Source organism: Streptomyces sp. BRA346, assembly GCF_052851135.1.
This window is the reverse complement of the sequence record NZ_JAIWIH010000001.1, coordinates 122,986-136,199: the sequence shown is the minus strand read 5'-3', so window position 1 is coordinate 136,199 and position 13,214 is coordinate 122,986. Positions and strand designations below refer to the sequence as shown.

15 protein-coding genes are annotated in these 13,214 nt (G+C 70.9%); 6 read left to right on the top strand and 9 right to left on the bottom strand.

From position 1 onward, the window contains the following. Positions 1–68 precede the first annotated feature (68 nt). From guaB to LCH29_RS00740, 3 genes are all read right to left on the bottom strand, one after another. Positions 69–1,571: an IMP dehydrogenase gene (guaB, locus tag LCH29_RS00750; protein ID WP_123100524.1), complete on the bottom strand. Its 1,503-nt coding sequence runs from the start codon at positions 1,569–1,571 to the stop codon at positions 69–71. A 127-nt stretch (positions 1,572–1,698) separates the two neighbouring features. Continuing rightward, the gene (locus LCH29_RS00745; RefSeq protein ID WP_446459687.1) at positions 1,699–2,310 is read right to left on the bottom strand and encodes a sigma-70 family RNA polymerase sigma factor; all 612 of its coding nucleotides are present in this window, start codon (positions 2,308–2,310) and stop codon (positions 1,699–1,701) included. A gap of 293 nt (positions 2,311–2,603) precedes the next feature. Beyond that, positions 2,604–3,215 (bottom strand): response regulator transcription factor, encoded by a 612-nt coding sequence (locus LCH29_RS00740; RefSeq protein ID WP_003948568.1) that lies wholly within the window; start codon positions 3,213–3,215, stop codon positions 2,604–2,606. A 397-nt stretch (positions 3,216–3,612) separates the two neighbouring features. On the opposite strand from LCH29_RS00740, the gene LCH29_RS00735 reads away from it, so the two are divergent. Further along, the gene (locus LCH29_RS00735) at positions 3,613–3,927 is read left to right on the top strand and encodes a WhiB family transcriptional regulator (protein WP_055557379.1); all 315 of its coding nucleotides are present in this window, start codon (positions 3,613–3,615) and stop codon (positions 3,925–3,927) included. A 133-nt stretch (positions 3,928–4,060) separates the two neighbouring features. Here LCH29_RS00735 and LCH29_RS00730 read toward each other — a convergent pair whose 3' ends face one another. Then, positions 4,061–4,981: a LysR family transcriptional regulator gene (locus tag LCH29_RS00730; protein ID WP_446459686.1), complete on the bottom strand. Its 921-nt coding sequence runs from the start codon at positions 4,979–4,981 to the stop codon at positions 4,061–4,063. A gap of 158 nt (positions 4,982–5,139) precedes the next feature. On the opposite strand from LCH29_RS00730, the gene LCH29_RS00725 reads away from it, so the two are divergent. Then, the gene (locus LCH29_RS00725) at positions 5,140–5,913 is read left to right on the top strand and encodes an SDR family NAD(P)-dependent oxidoreductase (RefSeq protein ID WP_446459685.1); all 774 of its coding nucleotides are present in this window, start codon (positions 5,140–5,142) and stop codon (positions 5,911–5,913) included. A 110-nt stretch (positions 5,914–6,023) separates the two neighbouring features. Here the strand turns inward: LCH29_RS00725 and groL are convergent, their stop codons facing one another. The 3 genes from groL to LCH29_RS00710 form a co-directional block, all read right to left on the bottom strand. Continuing rightward, positions 6,024–7,655, bottom strand: coding sequence for a chaperonin GroEL (groL, locus tag LCH29_RS00720; protein ID WP_446459684.1), 1,632 nt, complete (start codon positions 7,653–7,655; stop codon positions 6,024–6,026). Positions 7,656–7,795: 140 nt separating this feature from the next. After that, the gene (gene groES, locus LCH29_RS00715; protein ID WP_123100520.1) at positions 7,796–8,104 is read right to left on the bottom strand and encodes a co-chaperone GroES; all 309 of its coding nucleotides are present in this window, start codon (positions 8,102–8,104) and stop codon (positions 7,796–7,798) included. 216 nt (positions 8,105–8,320) lie between these two features. Beyond that, positions 8,321–9,223 (bottom strand): polysaccharide deacetylase family protein, encoded by a 903-nt coding sequence (locus tag LCH29_RS00710; protein WP_446459887.1) that lies wholly within the window; start codon positions 9,221–9,223, stop codon positions 8,321–8,323. Between the two features lie 77 nt (positions 9,224–9,300). On the opposite strand from LCH29_RS00710, the gene LCH29_RS00705 reads away from it, so the two are divergent. After that, a complete protein-coding gene (locus tag LCH29_RS00705; protein ID WP_446459683.1) occupies positions 9,301–10,482 on the top strand; it encodes a class I SAM-dependent methyltransferase in 1,182 nt (393 codons plus the stop codon). Here the strand turns inward: LCH29_RS00705 and LCH29_RS00700 are convergent. After that, positions 10,479–10,940, bottom strand: a complete 462-nt coding sequence (locus LCH29_RS00700; RefSeq protein ID WP_446459682.1) for an ATP-binding protein — start codon at positions 10,938–10,940, stop codon at positions 10,479–10,481. The two genes, LCH29_RS00705 and LCH29_RS00700, sit on opposite strands and share 4 nt — an antisense overlap. 158 nt (positions 10,941–11,098) lie before the next feature. Between LCH29_RS00700 and LCH29_RS00695 the strand changes: the two genes are divergently transcribed. The 3 genes from LCH29_RS00695 (at position 11,099) to LCH29_RS00685 (ending at position 12,581) form a co-directional block, all read left to right on the top strand. Continuing rightward, the gene (locus LCH29_RS00695) at positions 11,099–11,950 is read left to right on the top strand and encodes a helix-turn-helix domain-containing protein (protein WP_446459681.1); all 852 of its coding nucleotides are present in this window, start codon (positions 11,099–11,101) and stop codon (positions 11,948–11,950) included. Positions 11,951–11,977: 27 nt separating this feature from the next. After that, the gene (locus LCH29_RS00690; RefSeq protein WP_446459680.1) at positions 11,978–12,181 is read left to right on the top strand and encodes a DUF397 domain-containing protein; all 204 of its coding nucleotides are present in this window, start codon (positions 11,978–11,980) and stop codon (positions 12,179–12,181) included. A 76-nt stretch (positions 12,182–12,257) separates the two neighbouring features. Continuing rightward, on the top strand, positions 12,258–12,581 hold the full coding sequence (locus LCH29_RS00685) for a WXG100 family type VII secretion target (protein WP_446459679.1): 324 nt from the start codon (positions 12,258–12,260) through the stop codon (positions 12,579–12,581). Here LCH29_RS00685 and LCH29_RS00680 read toward each other — a convergent pair whose 3' ends face one another. Then, positions 12,582–13,214 carry a hypothetical protein gene (locus tag LCH29_RS00680; RefSeq protein ID WP_446459678.1) on the bottom strand — a complete coding sequence of 211 codons (633 nt, stop codon included), beginning with the start codon at positions 13,212–13,214 and terminating at the stop codon, positions 12,582–12,584.

Genomic DNA, 13,214 nt, shown 5'->3' with positions numbered 1-13,214 from the left:
CTGGCTTGTTCTGCCGTACCAGTATCGCCACCCCCCGCGCGCGGCCCGGCGCGCGGGGGTCGCGCGGGTTAACGGCCGCTGTAGTTCGGCGCCTCGGAGACCATCTGGACGTCGTGCGGGTGGCTCTCCTTGAGGCCCGCGGCGGTGATCCGCACGAAGCGGCCCTTCTCCTTCAGCTCCGCCACGGACGCCGAGCCGACGTACCCCATGGAGGCGCGCAGACCGCCGACCAGCTGGTGGGCGACCGAGGCCAGCGGGCCGCGGTAGGGCACCTGGCCCTCGATGCCCTCGGGAACGAGCTTGTCCTCGGAGAGCACGTTGTCCTGGAAGTAGCGGTCCTTGGAGAACGAGCGGGCCTGGCCGCGGGTCTGCATAGCGCCCAGCGACCCCATGCCCCGGTAGGACTTGAACTGCTTGCCGTTGATGAAGACCATCTCGCCCGGCGACTCCTCGCACCCGGCCAGCAGGCTGCCCAGCATCACGGTGTCCGCACCGGCGGCGATCGCCTTGGCGATGTCACCGGAGAACTGGAGACCGCCGTCGCCGATCAGCGGCACATCGGCCGCGTGGCACGCGCGGGCCGCCTCGTAGATCGCGGTCACCTGCGGGACGCCGATGCCCGCGACCACCCGGGTGGTGCAGATGGAGCCCGGGCCGACGCCGACCTTCACCCCGTCCACGCCCGCGTCGATCAGCGCCTGGGCGCCGTCGCGGGTGGCGACGTTGCCGCCGACCACGTCGACCGGGACGTTGGACTTGACCTTGGCGATCATGTCGAGGATGCCCCGGCTGTGCCCATGGGCGCTGTCGACCACCAGGAAGTCGGCCCCGGCCTCGACCAGCGCCTGCGCCCGGTCGAACGCCTCGTCGCCGACGCCGACGGCCGCGCCGACGACCAGCCGGCCCTCGTCGTCCTTCGCCGCGTTCGGATACTGCTCGGCCTTCACGAAGTCCTTGACCGTGATCAGGCCCTTGAGCACGCCCGCGTCGTCGACCAGCGGAAGCTTCTCGATCTTGTGGCGGCGCAGCAGCTGCATCGCGTCGTCACCGGAGATCCCGACCTTGCCGGTGACCAGCGGCATCGGGGTCATGACCTCGCGGACCTGACGGCCCCGGTCCACCTCGAAGGCCATGTCCCGGTTGGTGACGATGCCCAGCAGCTTGCCCGCCGCGTCGGTGACCGGGACGCCGCTGATGCGGAACTTGGCGCACAGCGCGTCCGCCTCGTGCAGCGTGGCGTCCGGCCGGACCGTGATCGGGTCGGTGACCATGCCGGACTCGGACCGCTTGACCAGGTCGACCTGGTTCGCCTGGTCCTCGATGGACAGATTGCGGTGCAGCACGCCCACACCGCCCTGACGGGCCATGGCGATGGCCATGCGGGCCTCGGTGACCTTGTCCATGGCGGCCGACAGCAGCGGTACGTTCACCCGGACGTTCCGGGAGACCCTGGACGAGGTGTCGACCGCGTTCGGCAGCACCTCGGAGGCGCCCGGCAGCAGCAGCACGTCGTCGTACGTCAGCCCGAGCATCGCGAACTTCTCAGGCACTCCGTCGACGTTGTCAGTCATGACACCCTTCCAAATGGTCTTGCCCCAGCGCGGACTCCCATGCTAACGGCCATCCCCGGTGTCACATTCCGCCCTGTGGACAACCGACGAATACCGCTGGTGATGCCGCCCGGAACGACCGATAGCGCTACTGTTCGGCCAGTGCGCGCAACCGGCTCAGCGCCCGGTGCTGAGCGACCCGCACCGCGCCCGGCGACATGCCGAGCATCTGCCCGGTCTCCTCCGCCGTAAGCCCGACCGCCACCCGCAGCAGCACCAGCTCGCGCTGATTCTCCGGAAGGTTCGCGAGCAGCTTCTTGGCCCATTCCGCGTCGCTGCTCAGCAGCGCCCGCTCCTCCGGGCCCAGCGAATCGTCCGGCTGCTCCGGCATCTCGTCCGAGGGAATCGCCGTGGAACCGGGGTGGCGCATGGCCGCCCGCTGGAGATCGGCGACCTTGTGGGAGGCGATGGCCACCACGAACGCCTCGAAGGGCTTGCCGGTGTCGCGGTAGCGCGGTAGCGCGCACAGCACCGCGAGGCAGACCTCCTGCGCCAGGTCGTCCACGAAATGGCGAGCGTCACCCGGCAGTCGGGACAGCCGGGTGCGGCAGTAGCGCAGGGCGAGCGGGTGGACATGGGCCAGCAGGTCGTGGGTGGCCTGCTCGTCCCCCTCGACCGCGCGCCCGACGAGGGCACCGATGGCCCCTGGCGCCCCCGGGCTGCCGCCCTTGGGGGGCCCTGGACTCTCGTCGTCGCGCATCCGTCCATGGTGCCTTGGGCCCGGCGGCTCCGTGGCATCGCGTCCATAGTTGTGCGCTGAAGCGTTATGAGCAGGTGCGCCGGTAGTCGTCACGTCCTGCGCTCTCCCCTCACGCCCGACCGACTCGTCCCCGAGGAACTCCACACCTTCAAGGATGCGGCATCGCGCGGGGAACCGGTACAAGCCGCCGTCACGGCCGGTGCCGCGCACGCTCCCGCCCCGCCCGCCACCCGGCGGGCGGGGACCGTAGCGCCCCCGCTGCGCAGCATGTGAGGAAGTCCCCAGGGGTGCGCCTAGCGGACCAGGCCCCAGCGGAATCCGAGGGCCACCGCATGGGCCCGGTCGGACGCGCCGAGCTTCTTGAACAGACGGCGGGCGTGCGTCTTGACCGTGTCCTCGGAGAGGAACAGCTCACGGCCGATCTCCGCGTTGGACCGGCCGTGGCTCATGCCCTCCAGCACCTGGATCTCCCGCGCGGTGAGCGTGGGCGCGGCGCCCATCTCGGCGGAGCGCAGCCGGCGCGGGGCCAGCCGCCAGGTCGGGTCGGCGAGGGCCTGCGTCACGGTCGCGCGCAGCTCGGCGCGCGAGGCGTCCTTGTGCAGATAGCCGCGGGCACCGGCGGCCACGGCGAGGGCGACCCCGTCGAGGTCCTCGGCGACCGTGAGCATGATGATCCGGGCGCCGGGGTCGGCGGAGAGCAGCCGGCGCACGGTCTCGACTCCGCCGAGGCCGGGCATGCGCACGTCCATCAGAATCAGATCCGAGCGGTCGGCGCCCCATCGGCGGAGGACTTCCTCGCCGTTGGCCGCCGTCGTCACCCGCTCGACGCCGGGCACCGTCGCCACCGCGCGGCGCAGCGCTTCTCGGGCGAGCGGGGAGTCGTCGCAGACGAGGACGGATGTCATGGCCGCCCTCCGCAGCTGATGCGCGTCACCTTGAGCCTCCAGGCTGGTACATATCGTCACCTGAGCGATTGACAGCCCCGGATATGTGTCCGAGAGCTTTACCCATCAACCGCCTCCGCACTCTCAACGACGGTCACCCGAAAGAGTTACGGGGTTCGGCGGCCACCTTCGACACTCTACGTGAGCCCTCGGACACGGAGGCGCTTCCCCGCGCAGGTCGCGCCCTGTCACGTCTCCCCCAAAGGTCATCCCCTTCGGTGGCATTTGGCGACCTTGCTTCCAATTTGCCGGTCTGTGTGGCTAGATTCGCAATGAGTCATATTTACATCTACTTACACAGTAGGTGTACGACCCGGGACACAGCGTCCGCAGCCGATCGCTTCGAGGAGACAAGGCAATGGCAGATTTCTCCCGTCTTCCCGGTCCGAACGCCGATCTGTGGGACTGGCAGCTCCTGGCCGCATGCCGCGGTGTCGACAGCTCGCTCTTCTTCCACCCGGAAGGCGAGCGCGGCGCGGCCCGCAGCGCGCGCGAGATGTCGGCGAAAGAGGTGTGCATGCGCTGCCCGGTACGGGCGCAGTGCGCGGCTCATGCCCTGGCCGTACGCGAGCCGTACGGAGTCTGGGGCGGACTGACCGAGGACGAGCGCGAGGAGCTGATGGGGCGGGCCCGGCATCGCACGGTCGCCTCCTCGGGAGCCCCGGGGTCCTGACCGGGATCCCCGCTCCCCCGCTCACTGAAGAAACGTTCCATCAACCACCCCCGCCATCAACCACCCCCACCGCCGACCGTGACCACCGGCGATCGGCGGGCTTTCGCGCGTCGGCGCCGCGCCGGTACGCGTGTCAGCGCCGCGCCGCCAGCTCCAGCCGGTCCAGGGTCGCCGCCACCGCCGGAACCCGCGCCAGGTCCGGCAGCGTCAGCGCCACCACCTCGCGCCGCACCGCGGGCTTGACCTCCAGCGTCGCCGTCCCCTTGGCCCGTACGCACTCCACCGCCAGCTCCGGCAGCACCGCGACCCCGAGCCCGGCCCCCACCAGCCCGACCACCGCCGGGTAGTCGTCCGTCGCGAAGTCGATCCGCGGGGTGAAGCCCTCGGCCTCGCACACCTCGACCAGATGACGACGGCACCGCGGGCAGCCCGCGATCCACGGCTCCTCGGCCAGCTCCCCGATCCCCACCGTCCCGGCCCCGGCCAGCCGGTGATCGTGCGGGACCATGACCACCAGCCGGTCCCGCAGCAGCGGCCGCACCACCAGGTCGTCCCACCCCGCCGCCGGGTCCGCGTCGGGATCCGCCGCGGGCCCCGTCTGCGGGTACCGGAAGGCGAGCGCGATCTCGCAGTCGCCCCCACGCAGCATCTCCACCGAACGCGGCGGCTCGGCCTCCTCCAGGGAGACCCGCGTCCCCGGGTGGGCGGCGCGCAGCCCGGCGAGCGCGGTCGGCACCAGCGTCGAGCTGCCGCTGGGGAACGACACCAGCCGCACCCGCCCGGCCCGCAGCCCGGCGAGCGCCGCGACCTCCTCCTCGGCGGCGGCCAGCCCGGCGAGGATGCCCGCCGCGTGCCGTACGAGCGCCTCGCCCGCCTCGGTCAGCCGCATCTCCCGCCCGGTACGGATCAGCAGCGGCGTCCCCGTGGACTGCTCCAGGGCCTTCATCTGCTGGCTGACGGCGGGCTGGGTGCAGCCCAGCTCGCGGGCGGCGGCCGAGAACGAACCGGTGGCGGCCACCGCGCGCAGCACCCTCAGATGACGAGCCTCGATCATGCTCCCGAGCATAAGGGGCACTTGGGTGCGGACCGGAATATCGCACCGGTGCTTTGACGGCGTAAGGGGTGGTGTGTCGACCGAACCGGTGGGGGACCGCCCGCCCGGGGCCGCGGCGCCCGGGCGCGGAGTGGTCGTCCGGCCGATAACGTGCGCGTATGACGACTGCATTGATTACCGGAACCACGGCGGGCATCGGCTCCGCCTTCGCGAGCCGGCTCGCGGCCGACGGGCACAACCTGGTGCTGGTCTCCCGCGACGAGAAGCGGCTCCGGAACCAGGCCGCCGACCTCCACGACCGGCACGGGGTCGAGGCGGAGGTGCTGCGCGCCGACCTGTCCGAGGACGCCGGTATCGCCGCGGTCGAGGAGCGCTTGGGGGACCGTACGCATCCGGTCGATCTGCTCGTCAACAACGCCGGTTTCGGCAACAACGGCCGCTATCTGGAAGCGCCGCTCGCCGATGAGCTGCGGATGCTGAAGCTGCACTGCGAGGCGGTGCTGCGGCTGACCAGTGCCGCCGCCCACACGATGCGGGCGCGGGGGCGCGGCGGCGTGATCAACGTGGCCTCGGTGGCCGCCTTCTTCCCGCGCGGGACGTACGGGGCGAGCAAGGCGTGGGTCGTGCAGTTCACACAGGGCGCGGCGAAGGACCTGGCACGGTCGGGGGTGCGGCTGATGGCGCTGTGCCCGGGGCTGGTGCGGACGGAGTTCCACGCCCGGGCGGGGATCAAGCCGGACCATGCGCCGAGCTGGATGTGGCTGGATCCGGACCGGCTGGTCGCGGCGGCCCTGAAGGACTTCGCGCGGGGGAAGACGCTGTCGATCCCGGACCCGCGGTACAAGGCGATGACGGGGCTGGCGAAGCTGGTGCCGCGGTCGGCGGTGGCGGGCGTCTCCTCGAAGGTGGGCCGGTCCCCGGTCAAGGGGTGAACGAACCGGGGTCGAGCGGCCTTGCGCCCCCCCCCGCGGGGCGCGCGACGCGCGAAGGCGCGGCCACCCCGTGCGGGGCGGCCGCGCCTTCGCGTGGCGCTCGGCTTGCGTCAGTGCGCGTGGCCGTGGCCGTGGCCGTGGCCACCGGCCTCGGCCTCTTCCTCGGCCGGCTTCTCGACCACCAGGGTCTCGGTGGTGAGCAGCAGCGAGGCGATGGAGGCGGCGTTCTCCAGCGCGGAGCGGGTGACCTTGACCGGGTCGATGACGCCGGCCTTCACCAGGTCGCCGTACTCCTCGGTCGCGGCGTTGTAGCCGTGGCCCTTCTCCAGCTCGGCGACCTTCGAGGTGATGACGTAGCCCTCGAGGCCCGCGTTCTCCGCGATCCAGCGCAGCGGCTCGACGACGGCGCGGCGGACGACGGCGACACCGGTGGCCTCGTCGCCCTCCTTGCCCAGGCTGCCTTCCAGCACCTTGGCGGCGTGGACCAGAGCGGAGCCACCACCGGAGACGATGCCCTCCTCGACCGCGGCGCGGGTCGCGGAGATGGCGTCCTCCAGACGGTGCTTCTTCTCCTTCAGCTCGACCTCGGTGGCCGCGCCGACGCGGATCACGCACACGCCACCGGCCAGCTTCGCGAGGCGCTCCTGGAGCTTCTCGCGGTCCCAGTCGGAGTCCGTGGACTCGATCTCGGCCTTGATCTGGGCGATGCGGCCGGCGACGTCGTCGCTGTTGCCGCCGCCGTCGACGATGGTGGTGTCGTCCTTGGTGACGGTCACGCGGCGGGCGGTGCCCAGCACGTCCAGACCGGCCTGGTCGAGCTTGAGGCCGACCTCCTCGGCGATGACGGTGGCGCCGGTGAGGGTCGCGATGTCGCCGAGCATGGCCTTGCGGCGGTCACCGAAGCCGGGGGCCTTCACGGCGACGGCGTTGAAGGTGCCGCGGATCTTGTTGACGACGAGGGTGGACAGGGCCTCGCCCTCCACGTCCTCGGCGATGATCAGCAGCGGCTTGCTGGCGCCGGCCTGGATGACCTTCTCCAGCAGCGGCAGCAGGTCCTGGATCGAGCCGATCTTGCCCTGGTGGATCAGGATGTACGGGTCGTCGAGGACGGCCTCCATACGCTCCTGGTCGGTCACCATGTACGGCGAGAGGTAGCCCTTGTCGAAGGACATGCCCTCGGTGAAGTCCAGCTCGAGACCGAAGGTGTTGGACTCCTCGACGGTGATGACACCGTCCTTGCCGACCTTGTCCATCGCCTCGGCGATCAGCTCGCCGACCTGCTTGTCCTGGGCGGACAGCCCGGCCACGGCGGCGATGTCGGCCTTGGAGTCGATCGGGCTGGCGGTGGCCAGCAGGTCCTCGGAGACGGCCTTGACGGCGGCGTCGATGCCCTTCTTCAGGGCGGCCGGGGAGGCACCGGCGGCCACGTTGCGCAGGCCCTCGCGGACCAGCGCCTGGGCCAGCACGGTGGCGGTGGTGGTGCCGTCACCCGCGATGTCGTTGGTCTTGGTCGCCACCTCCTTGACGAGCTGGGCGCCCAGGTTCTCGTACGGGTCCTCGACCTCGACCTCGCGGGCGATCGTGACACCGTCGTTGGTGATGGTCGGAGCACCGAACTTCTTGTCGATGACGACGTTGCGGCCGCGGGGGCCGATCGTCACCTTGACGGTGTCCGCAAGCTTGTTCACGCCGCGCTCAAGGGCGCGACGGGCGTCCTCGTCGAACTTCAGGATCTTCGCCATGGTTGCGTATGTCCTCTCATTGCGATCCTCGGCCGCCGTGCGGGGGCAGCCGCCGTCGCGTCAAAAAAACGAACCGCGCCCCGACCCCGGGTATCTGTGACACGGGCACCGGGGCGCGGCTCAAGGCAAAACTTCGGTGATTACTTCTCGACGATCGCGAGGACGTCGCGAGCCGAGAGGACGAGGTACTCCTCGCCGCTGTACTTCACCTCGGTGCCGCCGTACTTGCTGTAGAGCACGACGTCGCCGACCGAGACGTCGAGCGGAAGCCGCTTGCCGTCCTCGAAACGGCCCGGGCCCACGGCCAGGACGACGCCCTCCTGGGGCTTCTCCTTGGCGGTGTCCGGGATGACCAGGCCAGAGGCCGTGGTCTGCTCGGCGTCGAGCGGCTGGACCACGATGCGGTCCTCGAGCGGCTTGATGGCAACCTTGGAGCTGGCGGTCGTCACGATCCGACCTCCCCCTTCGGAGATCTCACGGGGTTAACTGTCTGAGGTGGCGACCAGGTGGATCCGTCGTCGCGGGTGCCGGACCTGCCCGTCGCTGTGTTTGGCACTCCGCAGTGCCGAGTGCCAGCCCTGACATTATGACGCGGTTAGCACTCCGTCAACCAGAGTGCCAAGCGAGGCGCCGCCGGACCGCGCGGGCGCCGTGCCCGCCGCCGCTCAGATGTAGTCCTCCAGCCGCGCCACGGTGAACCCCTGCGCCTGGATCTCGCGCAGGAGTTCGGTGATCATGTCGGTCATCGTCCCGCCGTCGAGCTGCTCGGGGCCGCGGAAGTGGGCGAGGATGATGTCGCCGGGCCGGAGTCCGCTGCCGGAGCGGTACACGAGCCCCTCCGGCTCCATCTCGGCGCTCCACAACACCGCCTTGTTCAGGCCGCACTCCGCCGCCGCCCGCAGCGTGTTCCGGTCGTAGTCCCCGTACGGCGGACGGAAGAGGTGGGGATCGAGACCGAGGCGTTCGTGGAGGACGTCCTGCTGGCCGCAGATCTCGTGCCGCTGGGTCTCGTAGTCCTTGCCCGCCAGGCTGGGGTGGGTGAGCGTGTGGTTGCCGATCCGGTTGCCGAGTTCGCGCAGCACGCGGAAATAGCCGTAGTGGTCGCCGATCACCTGGTCCTCCAGGAACTGGGTGAACGGCAGACCGAGATCCCGGGCCTGGTCGAGGAAGGCCGGGTCCTTCTCGATCCCGTCGTCGAGCGTCAGGAAAACCACCCGATCGGTGGTGGCGACCCGCCGGATGACCGTCGCCAGCCCGGACAGCGGCGGCCACACCGGCGCGAGCGCCGGCTTGACGGCGGGCGGGGGCGGCGGGGCCAGCGGACGGTCGAGCCCCCAGCGTCGGTATCCGTCCGGCGGCGGGTGCGGACCGTCCTCGCGCCCGCTCCCTGGCGGCGGCGTGCCGGACGCCCGGGACACGGAGGACGGGGCGGGCGAGGCCGACCGCGCGGGACCGGGCGCCTTCCCCGTCCCGGCGCGCGGCTCGGGGTCCCCGCCCCCGCACCCGGTGAGCAGGGCCGCCGCGGCGGCGAGAACCAGACACCTGGAAAGACCAGCGTTGATCATCATCACACAACCGATCTTCATCTCTACGGTGCGCGGAAGCGCGACACGCGGGTGCGGATGCGCTCCCCGGAGCGGGGAGAATGGGCCATGTGGACGTTGACGCCTTCGACTCACTGCTCGGCGACGAGGGGCAGGCGCTGCTCTCCGCGCTCCGGAACTACGACCCGGCGCGGGAGCTGGCCACCGCGACCCGGCTGCGCCGCGACCATCCGGCCGCCCTGGTCTCGGCGGCCCTGACCCAGGCACAGCTGCGGCAGCGGGCGGTGCCCAAGTTCGGGGCCGATGACGCCCATCGCATGTACTTCACGCCCAACGGCGTCGAGCAGTCCACCCGTACCTCCGTCGCCGCCTACCGCGCCGACCGGCTGGCCGGGTTCGGGATGCGCAACGTGGCCGATCTGTGCTGCGGCATCGGCGGCGACGCGATCGCGATGGCACGGGCCGGGCTCAGCGTCCTGGCCGTCGACCGCGACCCGCTGACCTGCGCGGTCGCCCGGGCCAACGCCGACGCGCTGGGCCTGTCGCAGCTGATCGAGGTGCGCTGCGCCGATGTCACCGGCATCGACACCTCGCCGTACGACGCGGTCTTCGTGGACCCCGCCCGGCGCGGCGGCCGGGGCCGGGTCTTCGACCCCGAGGCGTACTCCCCGCCGCTGTCCTGGGCCATCGAGGCCGCCCGTACGACCCCGCGCGCCGCCCTCAAGATCGCGCCCGGCATTCCCCACGAGGCGGTGCCGGAGGACGCGGAGGCCGAGTGGATCTCGGACCAGGGGAACGTGAAGGAGGCCGTGCTGTGGTTCGGCACCGCCCGCCCCGGCATGCGCCGCGCCACCCTGCTGCCCACCGGCCACTCCCTGCTCGGCGCCCAGCTCCCCGACCCCGAGCCCGGCCCGGTCGGCCGCTGGCTGTACGAACCGGACGGCGCCGTCATCCGCGCCCACCTCGTGGCGGATGTCGCGGCCCGCATCGGCGGCCGCCTCATCGACCCGACGATCGCCTACATCACCACGGACGAGCTGCGCCCGACGCCGTACGCCACCGCGTACGAGATCACCGATGTGCTGCCGTTCAACCTGAAGAAGCTCAGGGCGCTGCTGCGGGAACGCGAGGTCGGCATCGCGACCATCAAGAAGCGCGGCTCGGCCATCGAACCGGAGCATCTGCGCAAGAAGCTGCGGCTGGAAGGGGACAACGCCTGCACGATCCTCCTCACCCGCTCGGCGGGCGCCCCCACGATGCTCCTGGGCCACCCGGCCGTTTAGCTTTTCGGCTCCGCGAGGAGTTCGAACCACACCCCCTTCGCGTACCTCCCCGCCGGGTCCGCGTCGGCCGTGCCCCAGGCGTCGGCGAGGGCGGCGACCAGGCCGAGGCCGCGGCCCCGCAGATGGTCGGGGGCGGCGAGGCGCCCGGCGGTGGGGAGTTGGGCGGAGGCGTCGTAGACGAGGACGCGGTAGCGGGGAGGCTCGATCATCACGCGCAGCGTCAGGGAGTCGCCCTCGGCGTGCAGAAAGGCGTTGGTGGCCAGTTCGGAGGTGCACAGGGTGGCCACCTCGACCAGGTCCTCCTGCCCCACGGAGCCCAGCACGACGGCGACGAAGTCCCGGCAGACCTTGGCGGAGGTGGCGTTCCGGTTGCTCTGGAGCGTGTAGACGTACGGGTCCTTGGAGGGAGCTGGCGGGCGACGCGGTGGACGGTCGTCGGACTCGTGATCGGGATTCATGGGTCAACTCCCTGCGAAGGGGCCGATAGCGCGCGTACCGTTACGGCGATCAACGCGCAGTAGCGGCAACGACACCCAAGGTAGGGCAGCGATGCAAACAACTGCTACGGTCCCGTTGAAGTTCCCCGACAATTACTCCCTGAGGGTGACGGAGGACCATGCCACCCAGAAGCGTCCCGACCGCGCGTCAAGTCCGGCTCGGTACAGAACTGAGGAGGATGCGCGAGGGCGCCGGACTCAGCATCCAGGAGGCCGCCGACCGGCTCGGCATCAACCGCACGCACATCACCAACCTTGAGCTGGCCCGCTTCGGGGTGAGCGAGGAGCGGGTGCGGGCCCTCGCCGCCATCTACACCTGCCCCGACCACGCGTACGTCGACGCGCTCGTCGCCATGGCCAGGGAGCGCAAGGGCGGTTGGTGGGAGGAGTACCGGGGCCATATCGCCACCGGCGGGCTCGACCTCGCCGAGTTGGAGTACTACGCCACCAGCCTGCGCGTGGTCGAGCTGATGTTTCTGCCGGGCCTGTTGCAGACCGAGGAATACGCACGGGCCGTGCTCGGCGAGGCCGTTCCGGCGTGGTCACCGCCCGAGCTGAGGCGCAGGCTGTCCCATCGCATGAAGCGCCGGGACATCCTCGACCGGGACGATCCTCCGCCGTGCACCTTCATCATCCACGAGGCCTGTCTGCGCCTGCGGTTCGGAGGGCCGCAGCTGATGCGCCGACAGCTCGACAGCCTGCTGGAGGCCTCGACACGGGAGAATGTCACCGTGCGGGTCATTCCCTTCGAGGCGGGCGGGTTCCCGGTCTCCGGCGTATCGATGACCTATGCCTCGGGCCCGGTGCCGCAGCTGGACACGGTGCAGCTCGACGCCGCGCACGGCCCGATGTTCCTGGACGCCGAGACCCAGCTGACCAATCACCGGGCGGTGCTGGCCCGGACGATGAAAGTGACCCTCCCCCAGAAGGAGTCACGTGACATGATCCACGGCATCGCCCAACATCTCTGAAGGCAAGACACCCCTGAAGGCAAAGACATGTCTGAGATCAACTGGCAGAAGTCCTCCTACTCCACGCAAGGGGACGGCAACTCCTGCATAGAGCTCGCCTCCCTAGGACCCGACGCCATAGCGCTCCGCGAAAGCGACGATCCGGGCACCGTGATGACCACCACCCCGGCGAAGCTGCGGCCCCTCCTCCACGCCATCAAGGCGGGCGAGTTCGACCACCTCGCGGGGTAGTCCTCCGGACCGGCTCCGGTCGTGGCACGATCATCCCGCTGAGGGGCTGGACCGGAGGGTGGCAGGGGTATGGAACATGAGTGACGAGAAGCGGCCCGTATCGGACCAGGAAATGTCCGATCTCCTTCAGGACTTGGAGGAAATGCTGCGTTACCTGGAGGAGACGGTCGAAGGTCTCGACCAGCTGGCGAAGACGGTCGGCGACGATTGGAAGGGCCCCGCGGCGACCGCGCACAAGAAGCTCCAGCGGGACGCCTACCGGGACGCGGCGCGCGTCCGGCAGATGCTGCTGCACGTCGAGGACGCGACGAAGCGGCGCGGCGAGAGCCTGGGCGAGCGGTATCTGGAGCTGCTGCACCGCTTCCAGTCGCTCCAGCGGTCGTCCGACGCGTCCGGCTGATCAGTCCCCGTACGCTCGCTCCTCGGCGTCGTCGGGGCTCAGCTCGCGGTTGACCAGACGGTAGTAGCCGATCGCCTTGAACAGGCCGAGACCACCCGCCACCGCGAAGACGACGGCGATCCCCATCGCCACCCCGAACGTCTCCGCGCCGAGGTCCGACATGGCCGTGGACGCCCCCAGCACCAGCCCGAGGCAGCACAGCACCAGCGACGGCAGCAGCCACAGCAGCGCGCTGCCCGACACCCGCCAGTGCGGCAGCGTCTGCGGGTCCCGCCCCAGTTCGGCCCAGTCCCTCAGCCGCGCGCCGACGAACACGTCCCGCCGGATGCCCGAGGCCAGGCCCAGGCTGGACGGGACGGTGGCGCCCAGGGCCAGCCCGAGGAAGATCACGCCGAGGATGTGCTCGACGATCTGGCCGGTCACCAGGAACTGGAACCCCGACACCGCCAGCGTCCACCCCAGCGCGAACACCAGCGTCAGCAGCCACAGCAGCAACGCCCGGTGCGGCGCCATGTACCACCGCGCCAGCGTCCCCATCGCCCGCGCCCGGTCGGCGAGCAGCCCGGCGCGGTCGGGCCAGGGCCGCAGGTCCGGGGCGGGCGGGGGTGGTGGCAGTGCGTCGGGCGGGGTCAT

Excerpts from the sequence above, each read along its gene's own strand:
- guaB (WP_123100524.1), bottom strand. The coding sequence starts at position 1,571 with ATGACTGACAACGTCGACGGAGTGCCTGAGAAGTTCGCGATGCTCGGG.
- LCH29_RS00745 (WP_446459687.1), bottom strand. The coding sequence starts at position 2,310 with ATGCGCGACGACGAGAGTCCAGGGCCCCCCAAGGGCGGCAGCCCGGGG.
- LCH29_RS00740 (WP_003948568.1), bottom strand. The coding sequence starts at position 3,215 with ATGACATCCGTCCTCGTCTGCGACGACTCCCCGCTCGCCCGAGAAGCG.
- LCH29_RS00735 (WP_055557379.1), top strand. The coding sequence starts at position 3,613 with ATGGCAGATTTCTCCCGTCTTCCCGGTCCGAACGCCGATCTGTGGGAC.
- LCH29_RS00730 (WP_446459686.1), bottom strand. The coding sequence starts at position 4,981 with ATGATCGAGGCTCGTCATCTGAGGGTGCTGCGCGCGGTGGCCGCCACC.
- LCH29_RS00725 (WP_446459685.1), top strand. The coding sequence starts at position 5,140 with ATGACGACTGCATTGATTACCGGAACCACGGCGGGCATCGGCTCCGCC.
- groL (WP_446459684.1), bottom strand. The coding sequence starts at position 7,655 with ATGGCGAAGATCCTGAAGTTCGACGAGGACGCCCGTCGCGCCCTTGAG.
- LCH29_RS00710 (WP_446459887.1), bottom strand. The coding sequence starts at position 9,223 with ATGATGATCAACGCTGGTCTTTCCAGGTGTCTGGTTCTCGCCGCCGCG.
- LCH29_RS00705 (WP_446459683.1), top strand. The coding sequence starts at position 9,301 with ATGGGCCATGTGGACGTTGACGCCTTCGACTCACTGCTCGGCGACGAG.
- LCH29_RS00700 (WP_446459682.1), bottom strand. The coding sequence starts at position 10,940 with ATGAATCCCGATCACGAGTCCGACGACCGTCCACCGCGTCGCCCGCCA.
- LCH29_RS00695 (WP_446459681.1), top strand. The coding sequence starts at position 11,099 with ATGCCACCCAGAAGCGTCCCGACCGCGCGTCAAGTCCGGCTCGGTACA.
- LCH29_RS00690 (WP_446459680.1), top strand. The coding sequence starts at position 11,978 with ATGTCTGAGATCAACTGGCAGAAGTCCTCCTACTCCACGCAAGGGGAC.
- LCH29_RS00685 (WP_446459679.1), top strand. The coding sequence starts at position 12,258 with ATGAGTGACGAGAAGCGGCCCGTATCGGACCAGGAAATGTCCGATCTC.
- LCH29_RS00680 (WP_446459678.1), bottom strand. The coding sequence starts at position 13,214 with ATGACCCCGCCCGACGCACTGCCACCACCCCCGCCCGCCCCGGACCTG.